The sequence below is a fragment of the Chromobacterium fluminis genome (assembly GCF_011602385.1).
GTDB lineage: Bacteria > Pseudomonadota > Gammaproteobacteria > Burkholderiales > Chromobacteriaceae > Chromobacterium > Chromobacterium fluminis.
Genome location: NZ_JAAOMA010000001.1, coordinates 157,333 through 179,281 on the forward strand (window position 1 = coordinate 157,333; position 21,949 = coordinate 179,281).

The 21,949-nt window shown below is 57.4% G+C and carries 20 protein-coding genes; 13 read left to right on the forward strand and 7 right to left on the reverse strand.

Features of this window, described 5'->3' with window-relative positions; all coding sequences use genetic code 11:
- Positions 1–17: 17 nt before the first annotated feature.
- Genes HA052_RS00740 through HA052_RS00750 form a run of 3 tightly spaced genes read right to left on the reverse strand, consistent with a single transcriptional unit; the run spans position 18 to position 2,873 of the window.
- The gene (locus HA052_RS00740) at positions 18–1,028 is read right to left on the reverse strand and encodes an SIS domain-containing protein (protein WP_166450412.1); all 1,011 of its coding nucleotides are present in this window, start codon (positions 1,026–1,028) and stop codon (positions 18–20) included.
- The gene (nagA, locus tag HA052_RS00745; RefSeq protein WP_141111076.1) at positions 1,021–2,142 is read right to left on the reverse strand and encodes an N-acetylglucosamine-6-phosphate deacetylase; all 1,122 of its coding nucleotides are present in this window, start codon (positions 2,140–2,142) and stop codon (positions 1,021–1,023) included. The genes HA052_RS00740 and nagA overlap by 8 nt, the downstream gene beginning before the upstream one ends.
- Positions 2,139–2,873, reverse strand: a complete 735-nt coding sequence (locus tag HA052_RS00750) for a GntR family transcriptional regulator (protein ID WP_166450413.1) — start codon at positions 2,871–2,873, stop codon at positions 2,139–2,141. Before HA052_RS00750 ends, nagA begins: the two co-directional genes overlap by 4 nt.
- A gap of 439 nt (positions 2,874–3,312) precedes the next feature.
- On the opposite strand from HA052_RS00750, the gene HA052_RS00755 reads away from it, so the two are divergent.
- Positions 3,313–4,476, forward strand: coding sequence for a lytic polysaccharide monooxygenase (locus HA052_RS00755; RefSeq protein WP_166450414.1), 1,164 nt, complete (start codon positions 3,313–3,315; stop codon positions 4,474–4,476).
- A 191-nt stretch (positions 4,477–4,667) separates the two neighbouring features.
- Complete coding sequence (locus tag HA052_RS00760) at positions 4,668–5,195, forward strand: cytochrome b (RefSeq protein WP_166450415.1); 528 nt, start codon at positions 4,668–4,670, stop codon at positions 5,193–5,195.
- A 130-nt stretch (positions 5,196–5,325) separates the two neighbouring features.
- Here HA052_RS00760 and yedA read toward each other — a convergent pair whose 3' ends face one another.
- The 4 genes from yedA to HA052_RS00780 form a co-directional block, all read right to left on the reverse strand.
- Entirely contained in the window at positions 5,326–6,189 is an 864-nt protein-coding gene (gene yedA, locus HA052_RS00765; RefSeq protein WP_166450416.1) for a drug/metabolite exporter YedA, read from the reverse strand.
- 86 nt (positions 6,190–6,275) lie between these two features.
- Positions 6,276–6,944, reverse strand: a complete 669-nt coding sequence (tolQ, locus tag HA052_RS00770) for a protein TolQ (RefSeq protein ID WP_019101077.1) — start codon at positions 6,942–6,944, stop codon at positions 6,276–6,278.
- A gap of 26 nt (positions 6,945–6,970) precedes the next feature.
- The gene (gene tsaC / locus HA052_RS00775; RefSeq protein ID WP_166450417.1) at positions 6,971–7,561 is read right to left on the reverse strand and encodes an L-threonylcarbamoyladenylate synthase type 1 TsaC; all 591 of its coding nucleotides are present in this window, start codon (positions 7,559–7,561) and stop codon (positions 6,971–6,973) included.
- Positions 7,562–7,616: 55 nt separating this feature from the next.
- A complete protein-coding gene (locus HA052_RS00780; RefSeq protein WP_081544938.1) occupies positions 7,617–7,817 on the reverse strand; it encodes a hypothetical protein in 201 nt (66 codons plus the stop codon).
- Positions 7,818–8,186: 369 nt separating this feature from the next.
- Here HA052_RS00780 and HA052_RS00785 point away from each other — a divergent pair, with 369 nt between their 5' ends.
- From HA052_RS00785 to HA052_RS00835, 11 genes are read left to right on the forward strand one after another with little or no spacing between them, the layout of a single operon-like run.
- Positions 8,187–9,125 (forward strand): KpsF/GutQ family sugar-phosphate isomerase, encoded by a 939-nt coding sequence (locus HA052_RS00785; RefSeq protein WP_166450418.1) that lies wholly within the window; start codon positions 8,187–8,189, stop codon positions 9,123–9,125.
- A 1-nt stretch (position 9,126) separates the two neighbouring features.
- Positions 9,127–9,900: an ABC transporter permease gene (locus HA052_RS00790; protein ID WP_166450419.1), complete on the forward strand. Its 774-nt coding sequence runs from the start codon at positions 9,127–9,129 to the stop codon at positions 9,898–9,900.
- Complete coding sequence (locus HA052_RS00795) at positions 9,897–10,568, forward strand: ABC transporter ATP-binding protein (RefSeq protein ID WP_081544941.1); 672 nt, start codon at positions 9,897–9,899, stop codon at positions 10,566–10,568. Before HA052_RS00790 ends, HA052_RS00795 begins: the two co-directional genes overlap by 4 nt.
- Complete coding sequence (locus HA052_RS00800) at positions 10,552–11,670, forward strand: KpsE/RkpR family capsule polysaccharide export protein (RefSeq protein ID WP_206118728.1); 1,119 nt, start codon at positions 10,552–10,554, stop codon at positions 11,668–11,670. The genes HA052_RS00795 and HA052_RS00800 overlap by 17 nt, the downstream gene beginning before the upstream one ends.
- 7 nt (positions 11,671–11,677) lie before the next feature.
- Positions 11,678–13,333, forward strand: coding sequence for a polysaccharide biosynthesis/export family protein (locus HA052_RS00805; protein ID WP_166450420.1), 1,656 nt, complete (start codon positions 11,678–11,680; stop codon positions 13,331–13,333).
- Positions 13,330–14,406, forward strand: coding sequence for a stealth family protein (locus tag HA052_RS00810; RefSeq protein WP_081574768.1), 1,077 nt, complete (start codon positions 13,330–13,332; stop codon positions 14,404–14,406). Before HA052_RS00805 ends, HA052_RS00810 begins: the two co-directional genes overlap by 4 nt.
- Positions 14,407–14,443: 37 nt before the next feature.
- The gene (locus HA052_RS00815; protein WP_081574767.1) at positions 14,444–16,729 is read left to right on the forward strand and encodes a bifunctional glycosyltransferase/CDP-glycerol:glycerophosphate glycerophosphotransferase; all 2,286 of its coding nucleotides are present in this window, start codon (positions 14,444–14,446) and stop codon (positions 16,727–16,729) included.
- A gap of 40 nt (positions 16,730–16,769) precedes the next feature.
- Positions 16,770–17,771 (forward strand): acyltransferase, encoded by a 1,002-nt coding sequence (locus HA052_RS00820; RefSeq protein ID WP_081950242.1) that lies wholly within the window; start codon positions 16,770–16,772, stop codon positions 17,769–17,771.
- Complete coding sequence (gene galU, locus HA052_RS00825; RefSeq protein ID WP_166450421.1) at positions 17,755–18,627, forward strand: UTP--glucose-1-phosphate uridylyltransferase GalU; 873 nt, start codon at positions 17,755–17,757, stop codon at positions 18,625–18,627. Before HA052_RS00820 ends, galU begins: the two co-directional genes overlap by 17 nt.
- Positions 18,624–20,663, forward strand: a complete 2,040-nt coding sequence (locus tag HA052_RS00830) for a capsular polysaccharide export protein, LipB/KpsS family (protein WP_166450422.1) — start codon at positions 18,624–18,626, stop codon at positions 20,661–20,663. Before galU ends, HA052_RS00830 begins: the two co-directional genes overlap by 4 nt.
- A 10-nt stretch (positions 20,664–20,673) precedes the next feature.
- The gene (locus HA052_RS00835) at positions 20,674–21,906 is read left to right on the forward strand and encodes a capsule polysaccharide biogenesis protein (RefSeq protein ID WP_166450423.1); all 1,233 of its coding nucleotides are present in this window, start codon (positions 20,674–20,676) and stop codon (positions 21,904–21,906) included.
- Positions 21,907–21,949 lie beyond the last annotated feature (43 nt).

Sequence of the window (21,949 nt, forward strand, 5' to 3'; positions counted from 1 at the left end):
TTCAAGCAGTGCCGGACTCAGCGCGTGCAAGTCACCTTGGACAAATGCCGCGGCACATCCGGATTCAGGCCGCGCGCCTCGGACAAGCGCGCCGCCATCAGATAGAAGCTCTGAATCGCCAGCAAAGGATCCAGCGCTTCGTCGTCGGCCAGCGCCAGGGTCAGATCCCGGCTGACGATATTATCCGGCGCGGCCAGCAACACCTTGGCGCCGCGGCCGCGCATTTCCTCGGCCAGATCAATCAGGCCCTGCTGCTCCGGCCCGCGCGGCGCGAAGATCAGCAGCGGATAGCCGTCGTCGATCAAGGCCATCGGCCCGTGCTTGATTTCCGCGCCGGAGAAGGCCTCGGCCTGAATCGCGCAGGTTTCCTTGAATTTGAGCGCGGCTTCCAATGCCACGGCGAAGCCCAGGCCGCGGCCCACCACCATGATGCGTTCGGCGTCGCGCAAAACGTCCACCGCCGCCGTCCAGTCCTGGCGCGTGGCTTCGGTCAGGCGCTGAGGCAGGTTAGCCAGCGCGGCCAACAGCGCGTCGTCCGCCTGCCAGTGGGCAACCAGGCGCGCCACCGCGGACAAGGAGGTGATGTAACTCTTGGTGGCGGCCACGCTTTTTTCGTCACCGGCGCACAAGGGCACCACCCATTCGCAAGCGGCGGCCAGCGGCGATTGATGCTTGTTGACCAGCGCCGCGGTGCGCGCGCCGGCGGCGCCCAGCGCCTTCATGGTGTCGATCAGGTCCGGGCTCTGGCCGGACTGGGACAAAGCCACCGCCAGTTGGCCTTTCACCGCCAGCGGCGCGCGGTGCAGCGTCACCAGCGACATCGGCAAGGACACCACCGGCACGCCCAGCCGTTGCATCGCCAGATAGGCGAAGTAGTTGGCGGCGTGATCGGAACTGCCGCGTGCAACGGTCAGCGCCAGGCTGGGGCGTTCCACCGCCAGCGCGCGTCCCAGCGCGGCCAGCGCTTCATCGGCGTACATGTGTTGCGCTGCCACCGCCTCAGCGGCGTACAGCGCTTCTTCAAGCATCAACGAGGCCAATTTGTTCTCCCTCTACGTAGACTTGCTGCAAATTCAAATCCGCATCCATCGCCACAATGTCGGCCCAGGCGCCGGCGGCGAGCCGGCCGCGGTCGGCCAGGCCCAGGTAGTCGGCCGGGTAGAGCGACAGCCGGTGCGAGGCGTCCGCCAGCGGCAGGCCGATGGATACCAGGTTGCGCAGCGCTTGGTCCATGGTCAGCGTGCTGCCGGCCAGGGTGCCGTCGGCCAGGCGCACGCCGCCCATGCATTTGGTCACCGAGTGCGAACCCAACTTGTATTCGCCGTCCGGCATGCCGGCGGCGGCGGTGGAATCCGTGACGCAATACAAGCGTGGAATCGAACGCAGAGCGGCGCGAATCGCGCCCGGGTGGACGTGTAGCAAATCCGGGATCAGTTCCGCGTATTCGGCGTGGGCCAAGGCCGCGCCCACCATGCCGGGCTCGCGGTGGTGCAGCCCGCTCATTGCGTTGAACAGATGGGTGAAGCCGGATGCGCCCTGCTCCAGGGCCTGCACGCCGTCTTCGTAGCTGCCCAGAGTGTGCCCCAGTTGCACCTTGACGCCCTGCTCCGCCAGTTGGCGGATGATGTCCATGTGGCCGGCGATTTCCGGCGCCAGCGTGATCAACGATACCGGCGCCAGCGAACGGTACCAGTCCACTTGCTCCATCACCGCGCGGCAGGCGTCGTCGGGCTGGGCGCCCAACTTGCCGGGATTAATGTAGGGGCCTTCCAGGTGCACGCCCAGGATGCGGGCGCCGCCGGGCTGGCGTTCGCGACAGGAGGAACCGAGCGCGCGCAGCACCTGCTCGATGTCGATCGGCGGCGCGGTCATGGTGGTGGCCAGCAAGGAGGTGGTGCCGAAGCGAGCGTGCAGCCTGGCCACGCGCTCGGCGGCGCGGCCGCCCTCCATGATGTCTACGCCGCCGCCGCCGTGGACGTGAAGATCGATGAAGCCCGGCAGCAGATAGCGCTCCACCGCGCGTCCGGAGGCCAAGCGCGCGTCTATAGACTCAATGCGGCCGTCGGCAGCCAGTTTCAATTCGCCGTCCATCCAGCCGGCTTCGGTCAGGATGCGTCCTTGCAGCACTCGGTGTTGGGTCATCGTCTCAGTTCGGCAACAAAATCGTAGTAGTCGTTACGGCAATAGGTATCGGTCAATTCAATCGCGATGTTCTCGGCGTTGAAACCGATGCGGGTAATCAGCAACATCGCCTCGCCGGGACGGATGCCGGCCAGCGTGGCGATGTCGCCGGAAGCGTTCACCGCGCGAATATGCTGCAGCGCGCGCACCACCGAGTGGCCACAGGCGTCCAGATGGGCGTACAGCGAGGTGCCCACTTGCTGCGGCTCCGGCAAATACGCCACCGGCAGCGTCGTCATCTCGATCGCCATCACCACCCCGTCGGCCAGGCGCTGGCGCTTCAGCCGCGACACCTGCGAGGTGGGCGACAGCCCCAGCTTGATCACTTCTTCATTGCTGGGCGCGAACACGCCGCGCTCCAGCCACACCGACGACGGCACGAAACCGCGTTGGCGCAATTGTTCGGTAAAGCCGGTCAAGCGCGACAGCGGCTGCTCCAGCCGCGGCGTGATGAAGGTGCCCGAACCCTGCCGCCGGCGTATCAGGCCCTGCTCCAGCAGCACATCCATCGCCTTGCGCGCGGTGACGCGCGAAATGCTCAGTTCTTCGGAAAACGTGCGCTCCGACGGCAGCGCCTCGTCCGCCTGCCACCAACCGGCGTTGATGGCGTCGGCCAGTTTCCGCGACAGCTGCAGATACAGCGGCGTGGTCAGGGTTTCATCCGGTTTCAATGCAAGCCAGCGATTTTCCATGGTTGTCTGCAAGTGGTCTGAAAACCCCAGTGTATAACCTGGCTCCCCGGCTGGCATCTTCCGCGCTGGCGCGTGTCGATTCCGGCCTTCCGGCTTACCGCGAACGTTAATACCACATTAATACCACGTCAATACCATTTTATTGACGCGCATTATTGTCGGCTTGCTGCATGGCAGCAAAACGACAAACGAATGATTTGGCAGGGGAAAAAGTGAAATCAATGTGTCGTGACCGGCGGGACAGGTCTGGGAATGAGCGTTTTTTGCAAGAATCAAGCAGATGCAAGACCACACAGTAAGCATGGCAATAGTACCTATCGCCAAACTTAAATTAAAAATAGTCGTCCCATTTTAAATCATATGGCATTTCATATGATGATTGGACTGCTCGGCAAACTGCTGGGCGCTTGCATACCACTCGTAGCTCAAAGGAGTCAGAATGAAACCACAACTGCGCCTTCCCGCCGCCCTCGCCCTGGCCTGCCTCAGCGCACCGCTCTGGGCCCACGGCACCATGGAAGTGCCGATCAACCGCACCTACAACTGCTTCAAGGAGGGCGCGGAATCGCCAAAGTCCGCCGCTTGCCAGCAAGCCAAACTCGTAGGCGGCACCCAGGCCATGTACGACTGGAACGGCATCAACCAGACCCCGCGCGGCGATGACCACGCGTCTCTGGTGCCGGACGGCAAGTTGTGCGCCGGCGGCCAGGACAAGTTCAAGGGCTTCAATCTGGCGCGCACTGACTGGCCGAAGACCAAACTGGTCCCGGACGCCAGCGGCAACTACGAGTTCGTCTACCACGCCACTGCGCCGCACTCGACCAAGTACTTCAAGTTCTATGTGACCAAGAACGGCTGGGATCAGACCAAACCGCTGAAGTGGTCGGACCTGGATCCGCAGCCCTTCCACACCGTGAACGGCAATCCGTGGCTGGACGCCAACAAGCGCTACCACATGGTCGCCAAGCTGCCGGCCGGCAAGAGCGGCCCGCACATCATTTTCAATGTTTGGAAGCGCGCGGACAGCGAGGAAGCGTTCTACTCGTGCTCCGACGTGATCTTCGGCGACGGCACCAACCCGCCGGAGCCGCCGCCGGTGACCAATCCGTGGAAGGAAATCGGCAAGGTAACCGCTTATGAGAACCTGCCGAACAACAGCACCGCCACCCTGCGCGTGTTCGACGCCAGCGGCCGAGACGCCGAAACCATCCCGGTCAAGCTGGACGCCGTCAGCGGCCAGATGGCCAACTGGCCGTACGAGCTGGGCGTGAAAGTGAACGCAACTTCCAAGGCGATTCGCATCGGCGTGATGAATCAGAAGCAACGCACGGTAACCATCACCCCGGAACGCAGCGCCACCGCCAACCGCGTGTACCTGAACGACAGCTACAAGGGCTACACCTACCAGATCGACCTGAAAAAGGGCGACGGCGGCATCAACCCGCCGCCGGTGGGCGATACCTGGAAAGAAGGCCTGTCCTACACCGCAGGGCAGATCGTCAGCTATCAAGGCAAAAAGTACCGCTGCCTGCAGCCGCACACCGCCTGGGCCGGCGCGGGTTGGACTCCGTCCACCCAACCCGCTTTGTGGGCGCCGGCTTAAGCCGTCCCGCTCGGCGCGCGAGCTGAGCTCCTGACGCGCTGAATCGCCGGCCTTCCCCTTCTCCGGGAGGCCGGCTTCCCCCACCCCTCCTGCCGCAGGCCATTCCTTGAACGGCGGCCACGCCATGCCCCAACGCAGGCAGGACGGCTGCCGCGCGTCGCCTGCCGGGATTCGCAAGAAAGCCGGTTCCGATGGAAACCTCGATCCAGACCTATCCGCCCCTCGCCGCCTGGCTGCATTGGATTTGCGCCGTCGTGATCCTGTGGGCGATGATCAGCGGCTTCGCCCTCGCCTCCGGCGCGCTGCCGCCCGCCGTCGCCGCGGCGATTCCGCCGTTCAACGTTGCGCTGACCACCCTGCTCATGCCTGTCTTCCTGTTGCGCGTCGTCTACCGCGTCAGCTTCCGCATGCCGCCGCCCGCCGGCATCCCCCCGGCCAAGCACCGGCTGGCGCGCCGCGCCCACGCACTGCTCTATCTGCTGAGCTGTCTATCGCTGGCCAGCGGCTGGCTGATGATGGAGCGGCCGGTCGATCTGTTCGGCCAGATCACGTTGCCGCCCAGCCTGGACCCGGGCGCAGGCACGCGCGCGCTGGCCAAGCTGCACTTCGCCAGCAACGTTATGCTGGCCCTGCTGCTGAGCGCGCATATCGGCGCGGTGATCCAGCATCAGCGCCGGGGGCGTCGTCTGTTGCGGCGCATGGCGCTGCTAACAAACTAAAACCTCGCCGGCAAGAGTAAGAGCAGACGCAAACCGCCGAGAAAGCGTAATATACCGACGGTATATGAGCATGTCGAAGCGGTGCTCGCTACGCCACGTCTCACGAAGCGCAGCGGACATGGAAGCGCTGCTAGCGCCGCCAACTGATCAGCACCACTGCCGCCACGATCACACTCATCGCCAACATCTCGTGCAAGCCGATATGCTCGCCGAGGAAGACCACGCCCAGCAGAACCGCGATCACCGGGTTGACGTAGGCGTAGCTGGTGGCGGCGGCCGGAGACACCGTCTTCAGCAGGTGCAGATAGGCGCTGTAAGCGATGATGGAACCGAATACCGCCAGATAGAGCAAAGCCAGCCAGCCGGACAGCGGCGGCATCGCCAGCAACTTCTCACCGTAGATCTGGCTGGCCAGCAGCAAAGCCGCGCCGCCGAAGATCATCATCCAGGCGCTGCCCATCGGTCCCTTGGGCTGAGCCAGATGGCGGCTCCAGGCCGAGCCCAGCGCCCAGCCGGCAGAGGCCAACAGCAGCAGCGCGGCGCCGCTGGGGCTGGCCTTCAGATTGGCACCCATATTCAACAACACCATGCCGCAAACGCCCAAACCAATGCCGGCCCACTCCACCTTGCGCGCCTTTTGACCGAACATGCGCGCGAACAACAGGGTGAACAGCGGCACGGTGGCGATCACCAAGGCGGCCACGCCGGAGGACACGTCTTTCTCCGCCACCGTGACCAAGCCGTTGCCCACCGCCGGCATCAGCACGCCCAGCAAGGCGGCGCCGCCAAGCTCGCGCGCGTTCGGCATCGGGTATTTGCGCAAGCATAGATAGGCCAGCATCAGCCAGCCGGCCAGGGAAAAACGCAAGCCGGCCATCATCATCGGCGGCCAGGATTCCACCCCTATGCGTATGCCCAGATAAGTGGAGCCCCAGATCACGTACAGGGCGAAGAAAGCGGCTAAAGTCAGCGGGGGAATGCGCGAAAACGGCATGGTGCGGCTCAAGAAAGTGGAACCGAATACCATGCCGTATGGGAATGTCCGTGGCAAGTCCAATTTTGCCGCGGACGCGGCCAAACTTAACGCGTGGCCAGGCGCTGCAAGATGTTGGAAAACTCTTCCATATAACTGTCGAAGCGAGTGGCCAAACGGTCGACGTCGGTGGCGAAGCGGTTATAGGCCACCACCGCCGGAATCGCGGCGAACAGGCCGATGGCGGTGGCCACCAGCGCCTCGGCAATGCCCGGCGCCACCGTGGACAAGGTGGCCTGACCGGCGTTGCCCAGGCCGATGAAGGCATGCATGATGCCCCACACCGTGCCGAACAGGCCGATATAGGGGCTGACCGAACCCACTGTGGCGAGGAAGGACGTATGACTGTCCAAGGCGTCCAGTTCGCGCTGCGCCGCCGCCTTCATCGCCCGGCGCGAACCGGCCATGATGTCGGACAGCTCGGTGCCGTTGCGTCCGCGCAGTTTCAGAAACTCGGCGAAGCCGGACTGAAAGATGCGCTCCATGCCCACGGTGTCGCTGCGGCGGCTGGCGTCTTCATACAAGCGGTTCAAGTCAGCGCCGCTCCAGAAATTGCGCTCGAACTCGTCGCTATTGCGCCGGGCCGCGCGCAGCACCGCGATCTTGTTGAAGATCAGGGCCCAGGACAGCACCGACATCAAGGCCAGGCCGGCCATCACCAATTGCACCATCAGGCTGGCGTCCAGGATCAGGCTCAGGAAGGAAATCTGTTGCACGGCAACTCCTCTTGTAATCGCCAGGCTCAGCGCAATACGCGGCCTGTTTCCAAATCAATGATGGTGGACGGTTTGCGCCGCTTGCCGATACGCCCCGGTAGGGTCAACACCCGCCGGCGGAACGCCTCGCGGCAGGCGCGCGCGGTCTTCAGCGATTGCTGGCCGGCGCGGTTGGCCGAAGTGGACACCAGCGCCGTGCCCAAGGTGCGGCACAAGGCCGCCGCCTCGCCATGCGCGGTGACGCGCACGGCGATCTTGTCGTGTTTGCCGCGCAAGGCCGACGGCACGCGACGCGAAGCCGGCAGCAAAAAAGTATATGGACCGGGCCAGTAGCGCGCCAGTTCCGCGTATTGGGCGGCGGTCAAAGGACGGATCAGGTGGCGGATCTGGGAAACGTCGGCCGCGATCACGATCAGCCCTTTGTGATTGGGCCTGGCCTTGATCGCCAGAATTTTGCGGATGGCGCGCGCGTCCAGCGGATTGCAGCCTAAGCCGTAGCAGGACTCGGTGGAATAGGCGATGACCTCGCCTTGCTTCAAGGCCGCGCGGGCCTGCTGTTGCAGGGCGCGGCCGGGCAGACGGGGCAAGGGCCGCACCCGGCCTGGCGTGAACTTCATGATGGACGGCGATGCGAAAGTAAAGCCGCATTGTACCGCTGTCCGCGGCGGCAACCTAGCGCTTCGACGCCTCGTCGTCGACATCCTCCGGCGCCGGCCGCCAAGCGTAGCAGCGTGGCGGCGGACGGTCGCTGTGGAATTGCTTCAACCAATACGCCAGCCGGCGCCAGCAGCGACGTTCATGGCGTAGAAACTGCGCCAGTTGGCGGCGCCAGCTCCCAGGCTCCGCGTCCTCTCCCTCGTCCACTCCAACCATGATCCCTCCCTAGCATATATGCGCCGCGCTCCAGGCAAGAACCGCGGCCCAAACGCTGCAATCAGACTTGATAGGAAAAGCCTACAAAATCGCATGTAAATATAAGATTTAAATACCTTGTTTTTTCATTAAATCCTAGAAAACAAACACAAATAAATAAATAGGTTAATTAATTTTAAACTGCAGTGAAAATACCAATAAAAACAGGGAAGAAACCCCGTTTTTTTTAGGACTTTTCCTAATGAGGATATTTCATGCTGATGCTAGCATCATGACAAAACACTAACCCTGCGTCGGCCGACTGGACTTTTACAGCGAGCTCGTCTGAACCCTAACGCCGCTGCGCCGCACACCCTATTGGATAAACGCATGAATGCCATTCAAACCGGAATACGCGTCTTGCGCACGCAAGGACAGGCATTGATTCGACAAGCCGACGCGCTGTCGACGTCCTTCTCCTGCGCCATCGACCTCATGTACGCCACCACTGGCAAAGTCATCGTTTCCGGCATGGGGAAATCCGGCATCATCGGGCGCAAGATCGCCGCGACGCTGGCCTCAACAGGCACCCCCAGCTTCTTTGTCCATCCCGGCGAAGCCTTTCACGGCGACCTTGGAATGATCATGTCCAATGATTGCCTGGTGCTGATATCCAACAGCGGGGAAACCGAGGAAGTGCTGCGTCTGCTGCCCTACCTTCGCCATATCCAGGCCAAAGTCATCGCCATCACCGGCAAGCCGGGCTCCACGCTGGCTCGGCAGGCCGACTTGTCGCTGCCCATCCCGGTGGAGCGTGAAAGCTGCCCCAATAATCTGGCACCCACCACCTCCACTACGCTTGCCCTGGCCATGGGCGACGCCTTGGCCATGGCGCTGATGGAAAGACGCCAGTTTCAGGCTGAGGATTTCGCCCGTTTCCATCCCGGCGGTTCGCTGGGCCGCAAACTGCTGACCAAGACGAAAGACGCGATGCACGCTCGGGTGCCCTCCAACCGCCCCGACGACACCTTCAAAACCATCGTCAGCACCATTACCGAGGGCTGTCTGGGCTTGACCGTGGTGGGCGCGCCCGACGCCCCCGCCGACGGCATCATCACCGACGGCGATTTGCGCCGCGCCATCGAACAGCACGAAGACCTCAAATCGCTGCGCGCGAGCGACATCATGAGCCCATCGCCATTCTGCATTGCCGCCGACGCCCTGCTGTCGGAAGCGGAAGCGCTGATGAGCCAGCGCAAGATCACCGCGCTGCTGGTCACCGATGAGCGCCAACGAACGGTCGGCGTCATCAAATCATTCGATATCTGATATGCGCAGCGGCTTCGACATCATGCGCGCCGCCGTGCACGCGCTACTGCTGAGAGAGTTGAAAACCCGCTTCGGCGAGTATCGGCTGGGCTATCTATGGGCGCCGCTGGAACCGGCGGCGCATATGGCCATTCTTCTGCTGGTGCTTGGCTTCATCGTGCAACGCGCGATGCCCGGCATGTCGTTTCCGGTCTTCCTGGCCAATGGCATCGTGCCTTATATGCTGTTTCGCAACATCTCCCTGCGCTCCTTGAACGCCATCGAGGCCAATCGCGGCCTGTTCAACTACCGTCCGGTGCGGCCGCTGGACGCGGTGTTGGCCCGGACCTTGCTGGAGAGTCTGACCTACGCGCTGGTTTACGCCATATTGATGAGCTGCCTTTGGCTTGCCGGCGAAACCATCCAGCTAAACAAGCTCTCGCTGTTGATCGTGGCCTGGCTGCTGCTGTGCTTGCTCTCCCTGGCCTGGGGCCTGATCTGCATGGTTCTGGGCCATGCGTTCAAGGCAGTCGACAAGCTGCTGCCCATCCTGATGAAGCTGCTCTATTTCCTCAGCGGAATCTTGTTCCCCCTCAGCCTGATCCCCGCCGAATACCGCTGGCTGGTGGAGTGGAACCCTCTGCTGCATGCCTTCGAACTGATGCGGCACGCGGTCATGCCCGCCTACCCAATCAACGACGACAGCCTGGCCTACCTCTCCGCCTGGACGCTGGCCCTGCTGTTTTCCGCCCTATCTCTCTATAAAGGCCGGGAACCGGCCATGTTGCGCTCATGATCCAGATACACAAACTCAGCAAGTCCTATAAGACGCCCAACGGACGGTTCCATGTCTTCAAAGACCTCAACCTCGAGATCCCGTCCAATGTCAGCGTAGGCTTGATCGGCCGCAACGGCGCGGGCAAATCAACCTTGTTGCGCATCATCGGCGGCATAGACCGGCCGGACTGCGGCAGCATCGTCACCCGACACAGCATCTCCTGGCCGGTGGGCTTGGCCACCGGTTTTCAGGGCAGCATGACCGGACGCGATAACGTCAAATTCGTCGCGCGGCTCTATGCCCGCAAACACGAACTGAACGACAAAGTCGCCTTTGTCGAGGACTTCGCCGAATTGGGCGGCTATTTCGACATGCCCATCAAAACCTATTCCTCCGGCATGCGTTCCCGGCTCGGCTTTGGGCTGTCGATGGCTTTCCCCTTCGACTACTACCTGGTCGATGAGATCACCGCCGTGGGCGACGCCGCCTTCAAACGAAAAAGCGCGGAGCTGATGCTGGAGCGCCGACGGCACAGCCAGTTCCTGATGGTGTCGCACTCCATGTCCGAACTGAAGAAGTTCTGCGACGCCGGGCTGTTGATCGGCCGTTGCCAAGTCCGCTATTTCCAGCGCATTGACGATGCCATCCAGGCCTACCGGGAAGAAGAAAATGTCGACATGGTTTGATGGTTTCCTGCCTCAGGCCCTGCTCGCCCGCCTCGTCTCGCCATGGATCTGCATCGGACTGCCGCTGACGCTGTGCGGCGCATATTTCGTCCTGATCGCCCAGGATCGCTACGTCAGCGAGTCCAAGGTCATCGTCAAACGCTCCAGCGACGGCGGAGGAGATCTCAATCTGAGCACACTATTAGGCGCCGGCGCCTCCACGGTCCGGGAGGACGCCATGCTGTTGCAGCAGTACATCCATTCGCCGGACATGCTGCAACGGCTGGAAACACGGCTGGCGTTCAAGAAAGCCTTTGACGCCGCCGGTCTTGATTGGCCGCACCGGCTATCGGCATCGGCCAGCAAGGAAGACACGCTGGCCTTCTATCGCAACAAGGTGGGTGTGATGTTCGACGACAAAACCTCCTTGCTGACGATACGCAGCCAGGGCTTCACCCCGCGGTTCGCCCAGGGCTTGAACCTCGCCATCCTGCAAGAATGCGAGCGCTTCATCAACGGACTGTCGCAAACCATCAGCCGCAACGAGCTTGCCTTCGCCCAACAAGAGACAGAGCGCGCCTACCAAGCCCTGAACGCCGCCAAGGAAGCCTTGCTGAGGTATCAGAACAGCCATGGCCAGCTCGACCCCGTCGCCCAGGCTCAGGCCGCCGGCCAACTGCTGGCGGAGCTACAGGCCAAGCAGGCGCAATTAGAGGCCGAATTGCGCAATTTGCAAAGCTATCTGCAAAGCGACGCCCCCCAGATCACGGCTCTGGCCGGCGCACTGGCGGCGCTGAAGGCCCAGATTCTCCATGAAAAAAGCAAGCTGGCCGCTCCTGAAGATGGACGGCTGAACCGTCAAGCCGCCCAGTATCAGGAACTGAAGGCCAAAGTCGATTTTCAGGCCGACCTGTACAAGCTGGCGCTGACCGCGCTGGAGAAAAGCCGCGTGGAAGCCAGCCACAAGCGCAAGAGCCTCGCCGTCGTGACCTCGCCGCAGTTGGCCGAAGACGCGGAATACCCGCGCAGACTTTATACCCTGGCCACGCTGTTGATCGCCTGCAGCCTGCTCTACGGCTGCGCGCGCCTGGCCCTGTCCATTATCGAAGACCACAAGATTTAACTTCACTATGCAACGCGCCAAGCTCATCCCGCTTCTCTGCCTGGTTCTGGGCCAGGCTCACGCGGTTTCCCTGCTGACCGGCACGCCGGCGGAACCGGAACCGCCCTCGCGACAGCAGCCCGCCGAGCGCGCCGCGCCGGCCGTGTCGCAGGAAATCCCGTTCGTCGTCCCGCCGCAAGCGCCTGGCCGCATGTTCGGCTCGCAGCTCTTTGGCGGCGCCTTCCGCAATAGCGCAGGCCAAGGCTTCAACCCCAACTATCAACTGAGCATCGGCGACCGCATCGCCTTGCGCCTATGGGGAGCCTTCAATTTCGACGCGCAACTGCTCGTCGACCCCCAGGGCAATATCTTCATCCCGAATATCGGTCCGGTGCCGGTTGCCGGCATTCGCAACGGCGAACTGAACGCGGCGGTGTCCAACCAAGTGCGCCGGGTCTACAAGGCCAATGTCAACGTGTACGCGGCTCTCGATATCGCTCAACCAGTCAAGGTCTTCGTCACCGGCTTCGTGAAACAACCCGGCCTCTACCCCGGCATTGCCGCCGACAGCGTGCTCAGCTATCTGGACAAGGCCGGCGGCGTCGACGCCGAGCGCGGCAGCTATGTCGACATTCAGATCAAGCGCGGCGACCTCGTGCGTCAACGCGTCAACCTTTACGACTTCCTGCTTCAGGGCAGGATGGACATGGTGCAGTTCTCCGATGGCGACGTCATCGTGGTGGGCCCGCGCCAACATACCTTCTCAGTCAGCGGTCAGGTATTCAACGCCTATGACTTCGAATTCGGGCAGAACAGCATCAGCCTGCAACAAGCCTTGCAAGTCTCTCGCCCCAAACCCGGAGCCACCCACGCCAGCATCATCCGTCGCCAAGGCACGCAGAAGCGCAGCGAATACTACCCGCTGGAACAGGCTGGAGACGTGGTTCTGCAAGACGGGGACCAGTTGCTGATCAGCGCCGACCGCTACGCCGGCACCATCCAGGTTCGAGTGGAAGGCGCTCATTCCGGCGAACACGCCATCGTGCTGCCCTACGGCGCCAGCATGGCCGACGTGCTGACCAAGATTCAAGCCAACAGCATGTCGCAGATGGGCGCGCTGCAGCTGTTCCGCAAATCCGTAGCCGAGCGGCAGAAAACCATGCTGACCTTGTCCTTGCAAAAGCTGCAGGAAACCGCGTTCTCCGCTCGCTCCTCCACCAAGGAAGAGGCGGACCTGCGCACCCGCGAAGCCGAACTGATCGAACGCTTCGTCTCCAAGGCCAGCAAGGTTGAACCACGCGGACAGGTCGTGCTTGACGAGAAAAACCTGCCGACCACTCTGCTGGAAGATGGAGATGTCATTCGCATTCCTGAAAAAACCAGCGTCGTGATGGTCCATGGCGACGTGCTGTTTCCCAACGCCGTCAATTGGCAAGCAGGCCTGACTATAGGTGACTACATCGCACGCGTCGGCGGCTACAACCAAACCGCGGACAAGTCCCGATTAATCTTGATGAAGCAAAACGGTAGCGCTCTCCCTGTCGGTGAACGCATCCAAGTGGATGCCGGTGACGAAGTCATGGTCATGCCTAAGCTCGAAACCAAGAATATTGAAATAACACGCGGCATTACGCAGATTCTTTACCAGATCGCAGTAGCGGCGAAAGTGATTTTCAATTTATGAGAAAACTGAAGAAATTGCTACGGCATCCCGGGATTTTTTTCCGAGACTATCTCAACAAACAATATCCAATCATTCGCAACGAGATCGCCTGTCCGCAAGATGAAGAAGCCATCTTGCTCAAGCACGACTTGGCACTGGAAAGCTTGCTGGACAATACATTGGAAATTGATGTGGTCTTTACTTGGGTCAACGGTGACGATCCTCAGTGGCAAGCCCGCCGCACAAAAACATTGGCAAGCCATAGCCCTGAACACCTAGGGCTATACGCCAACGACCCCGCCCGCTTCAACAATCATGACGAGCTGCGCTATTCCCTGAACAGCGTTCAGACTTACCTTCCATGGGTTCGCCGCATTTACATCGTCACTGACCAACAATGCCCTGAATGGCTGACTCCAAATAACCGTGTCCGCGTGATAGACCATCAGGAACTGATATCACCCTGTTACTTGCCTACCTTCAACTCTCATGTGATTGAAGCGCACTTGCACCGTATTCCTGAGTTAAGCGAGCACTTCATTTATTTCAACGATGATGTTTTTGTCGCACGTCCACTTCCCCCCGGTCATTTTTTTCGTAGCAACGGCATCGCATCACTTTTCCTATCACACAAAAGCCTCAAGGCCATGTGGGCACGAGGTATATCGACACCAACTTTACATGCTGCTACCCAGTGCGCCGCATTATTGGAAATGAGCTTTGGCTTAAAAATAGATACGCCTCTCATTCATAGCTACATACCTTTAAGAAAAAGCGCATTTGAAGAGTCATGGCACCGATTTAATTATAGAATTCTTCAATTTCTTAACAACCGATTTCGGCAAAACAATGATTTAAATTTGGCAACCTTTCTTGTGCCCTGGTTAATGTACACCCAAGCTCAGGCGTCGCCAGCTAGAGACATTTGCTATTACTTCAACATAAGCTCAGCGAGTGCAAATTCTTTCTGGCTGGACTTAAAAAAAAGAAAAGGAACACCATGCTCACCTCATTCATTTTGCGCAAATGATTTCAACTCTCAAACAAATAAACATAAACAACACCTTGCCATCAAGCAATACTGGCAATCGTAGCATATTTTATTAAATCACCATTATTCCGGACCATGAAATGAACTACGCAATCTCCGTCATCATCCCCGTATACAATGTAGAAAAGTACATTGCCAAATGTCTAGACTCCGTTATTTCTCAAAAACTAGAAGGCCGTCCAGCAGAAGAGTGCATTGAAATTATCGTCGTAGATGATGGCACACCTGACGACTCCATAAAGATCATTAAACAGTACGTCCGAAAATATAAAAACATAACACTTTTACGGCAACCCAATTCCGGGCAATCCTCAGCCCGAAACAATGCCTTAAAAATTGCCAGCGGCGAGTACATCTACTTCCTGGATTCTGACGACTTACTTCCACCCAATGCGCTAACGCCGCTATATAAATTAGCAAAAGAAACTCAATCCGAAGTCGTCATTGCTCAAAGCAAGGCTTTCAACAATAGACGTAGCTGGTTTATTGATGATCATGCCGAAGTTGCAAGTGCGGCATTCAGAAAGGTCAAATTCACCCATAGATCCATATTAATAAAAACCAGTCCGCCATGGGCAAAGCTATTCAAGAAACAGCTTATCGAAAAATACAACATCACTTTTCCTGAAGGGATCAAATTAGCTGAGGACTGGATTTTTGTCATCCATGCACTTTATCGTGCAAATCATATCTCGACAACTCCAGACATTACCTATCTCTACCAAGGAAGAGACGATGAAAACAATCCTTCGTGCACACAGATTGTCAATGAAAAAGTCTTTAACGACTTGCTCATTGTTTACGAGCTGACCAAGCAATTCAATCTTCCTGACCCTCAAATTCGATATATAAAGATTTTTATATTAAAAAGTTTACTCTATCGGCTGGGGAAATTTTCAAAAGACAATAGCTTTACAGTCACAAAACCTATCTACAAATCCGTCAGGAGTTTCATAAAAAACGAAATTGGTTACTCAATGATAGGTATATTTACTCCTGAACGGCGCTTACTGCTCACTTTGATATTTCATGGTTTTTACAGTGAGGCTTATCGGGTTGCAAACGAGAAAATAAAGAGAAGCTGTTTGAGACGAGGCAAGAAAATAAACGACGCCACCATCATAAAAGACTACTTAAGCATAGTAAGAAAAAATCGTTTCACTCTGACAAGAGAAATAAAAACCAATATTCTAAACAAATATCGCTTGCTGGGATGGTGGTTAAAATTCAATATCGCAAAATTCATTGCGGCCAAGTCTGTGCAGAAGAACAATATCGTCTTGGTCGGAGAACGCCTGGGCCAAACTGCAAACGACACCAGCTACTACTATTTCAAACACACGCAAGAAAAAAAATCTACCGATTTAGCGCACTATTTCGTTATAGAAAAGAACGCCGAAACAATAAAAAATCTAGCGCCATACAAAAACGTTGTCCACTATGGCAGCTTGAAGCATTTTATTATTTTCCACAAAGCTGCCGCCTATATATTTAGTGACTCTATGAGAGATGTATTGCATCAATGGAGGCGCGTCAGCCATCAATTCTCCGACAAAAAGAAAGTATTTCTGCAGCATGGCATATTCGCCACCAGTCGTGCCAAAGGTTATTACGACAAAAATTCTATGCAAAGAAGAAATGAGCTACCCGATAAGTTTATCGTCAGTTCCGATTTTGAAAAAAAACTCATTTGTGAGCAGTTTGGTTTTGAGAACAATGAAGTATCCGTGACTGGTTTATCAAGATTTGACAGCCTGCCAAAATTCAGAAAAAAAACAAACAATCAAATTTTAATATTATTGACATGGCGAGACTGGCTATCTCAAAAAAATGCTACCGAGTTTGAAAAGTCTCAGTATTTCAAAAAAATATACGAATTGATCACTCATCCAAAATTAATTTCATTCATCCAAACCCATAAAACAAAAATAATTATGTGTTTACATCATAAGATGCACAAACATCTCAACATGCTCGACAAAAGCATCGAAATAGAAATGGTGCAAATGAACAACACTGACATTCAACAACTAATTATAAAATCCGACTTAATGGTGACAGACTACTCATCCGCATCATTTGACATGTTATATCAAAAAAAACCAGTCCTCTTTTATTGGTTCGATCAGCAACAATTTTTTGCCTCTCGTGGAGGGCCTCTAGTATGCCCTATCAATGGCATACCTGGCCCCATACTCAACAATGCCAACGATCTGATAAATACCATCATAGAGTATAAGAATAATAACTTTAAGATTTCTCAAGAACAATTGCGCACTTCCCGTAAATTTTTTTCACACATAGACAACAACAATTCCATGCGCATAGAAAAAACCGTTTCCGGTTTAATACTAGAGCACACCTAAATTTAATTCTTAAATTATATCAACCGATACACAAAACACCATGGCAACCATAAAATCATTTTCAAACCTCCCCTCCAATATATCTATTGGAATCAATTGCAAAATAGAGCATGGTCACATCGAAATTGATGCCAACAGTCACTTTGAATGCGGTGATGGCTTTATTTTAAATGGCTTTATTTCAATAAAAGAAAACAGCTTTGTCAAGTTTGGCAATGCTTGTAAAATCAAAGGCAGCTTCAACGCTTCTCAGTCATCAAAAATAGAAATAGGCCATGGACTTGCCTGCAACGGCAACGTATCCATAACAGCACGGGAATATAGCGACATAAATATTGGAAACGACTGTTTATTCGACAACACAATAATCAGCACAACTGATTTTCACAGCATATTCGACTTGCAGTCCGGCACTCGATTAAACCCTGCCAAATCTATAAAAATTAACAATAGGGTATGGGCTGCAAAGAACAGCATGATATTAAAAGGCTGCACGATTGGCTCTGACTGTGTGGTTTCCGCAGGTGCTGTCGTTACTCGCTCTCACGAGAGCAACTGTGTTATTGCTGGGCAGCCTGCACAGACCATCAAGCATGGTATTGTTTGGAGCCGAGCACTCTGCCAGCATGCGCCGCTACAATTTGAAGATGACTTCTCAATCTCAAACTTCCTATCTGACTCTCAAAACAAAAAATATAAAAGTGCAATCTCACAAGGAATTAAATACATTCATTTATGGAGAGAGTGCTCCATCGAAAATTATTCCCTATTTTATTATTTGGCCTGCGCCATATATTACGAGCATCTATGCACCCATTCAAAAACAACCATCAATGGAATACTTGTCACACGACAAGACATCTATTCTATTTTCAAACTATGTTTTGAAATATCTAAAAACAGCAACATCCCTGCCGGGGCGCTCACCATTGCTTTAGGAGAAACCATCAACATGGACACGACCATTGAACGATCAATCATTGAAAAAAATAACACGGGCAAGTCATTGCTATATAGGTTAAAGCATGAAATCAAAAATTAGAAAAGCCATTTTCCCAGTAGCAGGCATGGGCACCCGCTTTTTGCCTGCCACCAAGGCCAGCCCCAAGGAAATGCTGCCGATTGTCGACAAGCCGCTGATTCAATACGCGGTGGAGGAGGCGATTGCAGCCGGCATGACTGAGCTGATTTTCATCACCGGCCGCAACAAGCGGAGCAACGAAGACCATTTCGACAAAGCTTACGAGCTGGAAACCGAACTGGAGCTGCGCAACAAACACAAACTTTTGCCACTGGCGCAAGGCATCCTGCCGCCGCATGTCTCCTGTCTATATATCCGCCAAGCCGAGGCGCTAGGACTGGGACATGCCGTATTGTGTGCCCAGCCCGCGATAGGCAATGAACCATTTGCCGTAATTCTGGCGGATGACCTGATAGACAGCGAGCCCGGTGCCTTGGCGCAAATGGTAAAGCTGTATGAACAGCAACCCACCTCCATCCTGGGCGTGGAAAACGTGCCGCGCGAAGCCACTAGTTCTTACGGCATTGTGGAAACATCCATGCAGAATGAGGGCGTGCAACGTATCACCGGCATTGTGGAGAAGCCCCACCCCTCCATCGCGCCTTCCACGCTGGCCGTAGTGGGACGCTATATCCTGACACCAGGTGTTTTTGACAGGCTTAGACACCTGAAACCCGGGGTAGGCGGCGAAATTCAACTGACCGATGGCATCGCGGCCCTCATGAAGGAGGAAGCAGTACTGGCGCTCCCGCTGCAAGGCATTCGCTATGACTGCGGCTCCAAACTGGGTTATCTGCAAGCTACAGTAAAATTTGGCTTGAAACATCCTGAAACGCATCAAGCATTCTCTGCTTTTTTGGCGGAAAATCTGCGGTGACGATTGCCGTCCTTTCACCCGGCATTGCCCGTATTCCTCGTCTGCGGGCGCTGATCGGTCTGCCGGTATGCCATCTCCGCTGGTCATCGCTGCCCTCAACCAGGCCTCTGACGGCCGTGGCCGGCTGGGGCTTGCGTTCGTCCGCTCGTCGCGCCCGCGCCTTCGCCCAGCAACGCGGCCTGCCTTATATCGCGCTGGAAGACGGTTTTCTGCGCTCACTCGGCCTAGGCGTCAACGGCGAGCCGCCGGTGTCGCTGCTGATCGACGAGCTAGGCATCTACTACGACGCCACCCGCCCATCTCAATTGGAACAGCTGATTGCTTCCACATCGCTATCCGGCTCCGAGCGGCAGAACGCTCAAAGCGGTCTGGAACGGATGCGCCGTGACCGGCTCTCCAAATACAACCACGCGCCAACCATTGCCCTGCCTCCACGAAGCGGATGCCCACGCGTGCTGGTGCTGGATCAAACCAAAGGCGACGTGTCCGTGCGACTGGGCGGTGCGGACACATGCACTTTTCAAGCCATGCTGGAAGCCGCCTACCGCGAGCATCCCGCAGCGGAAATCTGGGTAAAAACGCATCCCGACGTGATCGCCGGCAAAAAACGAGGCTATCTGCCTCTCCCTCCGCCCGACGTGAAGTTGATCGCTGAGGACGCCTGTCCTCAATCGCTGCTGTCCCAGGTGGATGTGGTCTACACCGCCACCTCGCACATGGGATTCGAAGCCTTGATCGCCGGCTGCCAGGTCGTCTGCTTCGGCATGCCCTGGTATGCGGGCTGGGGGCTGACCGATGATCGTCATCCGGAGATGCCGACATTGAAGCTGCGCCGGTACTGCCATCGATCCTTGGAACAGCTGTTTCACGCCGCCTACCTGCGCTATGCCCGCTACATTCATCCGGAAACCGGCGAACCCGGCACCTTCTTCGACGTCGCGGAGTGGATTCATCTGAATCGGAACTTGCGACAGCAAACTGGCGGCGTGCTGTGGTGCGTCGGCATGAGCTGGTGGAAACGCGCGGTGGTGTGGCCCTTCCTGAAGCACCCCGACAACCAGGTCCGATTTATCTCCCAGCCAGGCAAGCTGCCGCCGCAGCCTCCTCCCGGCAGCAAGCTGGTGGCCTGGGGCATGGCGCAGGACGCCGCCGCCCTGGCGGCGCGGCGCGGCCTGCCCTTGCTCAGGATGGAAGACGGCTTTGTGCGCTCGTTGGGACTGGGCTCCGATCTGCGGCCCCCCATATCCGTGGTGGTGGACGATGCCGGCCTCTATTACGCGCCGACGCCCCGCTCGCGCCTGGAACGATTGCTCGGAGAACTCCGGCTGGAGCCGCAGCAGATCCTCCGCGCCCAGCGCCTCAGACAACGGCTGCTTGAGCTGCGAATCAGCAAATACAATGTGGGCGACGCATTCGAGCTCGCCGCCGGGGCCGCCGGGAAAACCATTGTTCTGGTTCCCGGCCAAGTGGAAAACGACGCCTCCCTCCGTGAAGGCTCTCCCCGGCTAAAAGACAATCTGTCGCTGTTGCGCGAAGTGCGCCGGCTGCGGCCGCACGCCTGGTTGATCTACAAACCGCATCCCGACGTAACGTCCGGCAACCGGCATGGGGCGGTCTCTGAGCAGGAGCTTGCATGCTTGGCGGACCAAGTGGCGGACAACGCCGACATCATTGCCTGCCTGAGCGTCGCGGACGAGGTCCACACCATGACCTCCCAGGCCGGTTTCGAAGCCCTGCTGCGCGGCAAGCCGGTACATTGCTACGGCATGCCCTTCTATGCAGGCTGGGGCCTGACTCACGATCATCTGCCCGTGTTCCATAGACAACGCCGGCTCACGCTGGAGCAGTTGGTCTATGGCGTGTTGATTGCCTACCCCCGTTATATGATCCCGGGCCAGCCGGGCTTCGCCAGAGCCGAAGCTGTGGTTGAACACCTATGGCGGCGCAAACAGCAACTCAAGCCTGGACGCACCCGTTCGCACTGGCTGGCGAGACAGTGGCGCAAGGGCCTGGGCCTGTTGCGCACGCTGCGCTGAGCACGCGTCCATGCTCGCCGCTCAAGCCCTGCTCTCCCATCACCGCCTACTGCTATTGCAAGGACCGATGGGCCACTTCTTCAACCAACTGGCCTGTTGGTTGCGCCGCCATGGCGCTCACGTGGCCAAGATCAATTTCAACGGCGGGGATCGGCTTTATCACCGGCATCTGGACGCCACCGACTACCGTGGACGCCCTGAGGATTTCACCCCTTGGCTGCGGGCGTTTCTACAGGCTCATCGCATCGACGCCGTCGTCTGCTTTGGCGATTGCCGCCATTACCACCGCGCGGCGGCCCAAATCTGCAAGGAACAGGCCATGGCTTTCTATGCCTTCGAGGAAGGCTATCTGCGGCCCGACTACATCACCCTGGAGCAAAACGGGGTCAATGCCCACTCCCGCTTGGCCTCCGATCCAGCCGCCATGCTGCGTTATGAGGCCGACAAGCTCCCCACCCCCATCCCCACCAGAGCCTCTTTTCGCCGGATGGCTTGCAGCGCCGCTGCCTATTATGCCGCGGGCTGGTTTTGGCGCACGCGCTACCCGCACTATCGTCATCACAAGGACTTTTCGCCTTTTCGCGAGTGCTTCTGCTGGCTGCGCGCCGGTTGGCGCAAAGCGCTGTATCACGCGCTAGAGCACAAGCTGCGCCGCCGTATCCTGCGGGAATGGGACCAACGCTATTTTCTAGTGCCTTTGCAAGTCTTCAACGATAGCCAGGTACTGCATCACAGCCCTTATCGGGATGTGCGCGACTTCATCGCGGAAGTGATCTTTTCTTTTTCGCAATACGCTCCCGAGCATGCAGCTCTGGTGCTGAAACACCATCCTTTGGACCGCGGACACAGAAACTACGCCACCTATATCCGTGGGCTGGCCCGTCAAAATCATGTCGGATCCCGCGTGTTCTACATCCACGACGGCCATTTGCCCAGCCTGCTGAAACATAGCCTGGGCGTGGTCACCATCAATAGCACCGTCGGCTTGTCCTCCTTGCATCACGACAAGCCTTTGATCACCATGGGGCGTGCGCTATACGATATTCCGGGCCTGACTTGCCAAACCGAGCTGCATCGATTCTGGCGCAAGCCAACGCCTCCCCAAGCCCGGCTGTACCGGAAACTGCGTTCCTACCTCGTCAAACATACCCAGTTGAACGGCGCTTACTTTGGCCATTCGCCCTGGCTGAAGCAACGTTTTTCCCCTGACCCGCTCGCGGCGGTGAATCAAACCGTCCGCTAGCGCCGCCCAAGGCTTGGCGGTGTAAACGCCGCTTATTCATGCC

Bases quoted from the DNA above. Each gene is read 5' to 3' on its own strand.
- HA052_RS00740 (WP_166450412.1), bottom strand. From the start codon at position 1,028: ATGCTTGAAGAAGCGCTGTACGCCGCTGAGGCGGTGGCAGCGCAACAC.
- nagA (WP_141111076.1), bottom strand. From the start codon at position 2,142: ATGACCCAACACCGAGTGCTGCAAGGACGCATCCTGACCGAAGCCGGC.
- HA052_RS00750 (WP_166450413.1), bottom strand. From the start codon at position 2,873: ATGGAAAATCGCTGGCTTGCATTGAAACCGGATGAAACCCTGACCACG.
- HA052_RS00755 (WP_166450414.1), top strand. From the start codon at position 3,313: ATGAAACCACAACTGCGCCTTCCCGCCGCCCTCGCCCTGGCCTGCCTC.
- HA052_RS00760 (WP_166450415.1), top strand. From the start codon at position 4,668: ATGGAAACCTCGATCCAGACCTATCCGCCCCTCGCCGCCTGGCTGCAT.
- yedA (WP_166450416.1), bottom strand. From the start codon at position 6,189: ATGCCGTTTTCGCGCATTCCCCCGCTGACTTTAGCCGCTTTCTTCGCC.
- tsaC (WP_166450417.1), bottom strand. From the start codon at position 7,561: ATGAAGTTCACGCCAGGCCGGGTGCGGCCCTTGCCCCGTCTGCCCGGC.
- HA052_RS00780 (WP_081544938.1), bottom strand. From the start codon at position 7,817: ATGGTTGGAGTGGACGAGGGAGAGGACGCGGAGCCTGGGAGCTGGCGC.
- HA052_RS00785 (WP_166450418.1), top strand. From the start codon at position 8,187: ATGAATGCCATTCAAACCGGAATACGCGTCTTGCGCACGCAAGGACAG.
- HA052_RS00790 (WP_166450419.1), top strand. From the start codon at position 9,127: ATGCGCAGCGGCTTCGACATCATGCGCGCCGCCGTGCACGCGCTACTG.
- HA052_RS00795 (WP_081544941.1), top strand. From the start codon at position 9,897: ATGATCCAGATACACAAACTCAGCAAGTCCTATAAGACGCCCAACGGA.
- HA052_RS00800 (WP_206118728.1), top strand. From the start codon at position 10,552: ATGTCGACATGGTTTGATGGTTTCCTGCCTCAGGCCCTGCTCGCCCGC.
- HA052_RS00805 (WP_166450420.1), top strand. From the start codon at position 11,678: ATGCAACGCGCCAAGCTCATCCCGCTTCTCTGCCTGGTTCTGGGCCAG.
- HA052_RS00810 (WP_081574768.1), top strand. From the start codon at position 13,330: ATGAGAAAACTGAAGAAATTGCTACGGCATCCCGGGATTTTTTTCCGA.
- HA052_RS00815 (WP_081574767.1), top strand. From the start codon at position 14,444: ATGAACTACGCAATCTCCGTCATCATCCCCGTATACAATGTAGAAAAG.
- HA052_RS00820 (WP_081950242.1), top strand. From the start codon at position 16,770: ATGGCAACCATAAAATCATTTTCAAACCTCCCCTCCAATATATCTATT.
- galU (WP_166450421.1), top strand. From the start codon at position 17,755: ATGAAATCAAAAATTAGAAAAGCCATTTTCCCAGTAGCAGGCATGGGC.
- HA052_RS00835 (WP_166450423.1), top strand. From the start codon at position 20,674: ATGCTCGCCGCTCAAGCCCTGCTCTCCCATCACCGCCTACTGCTATTG.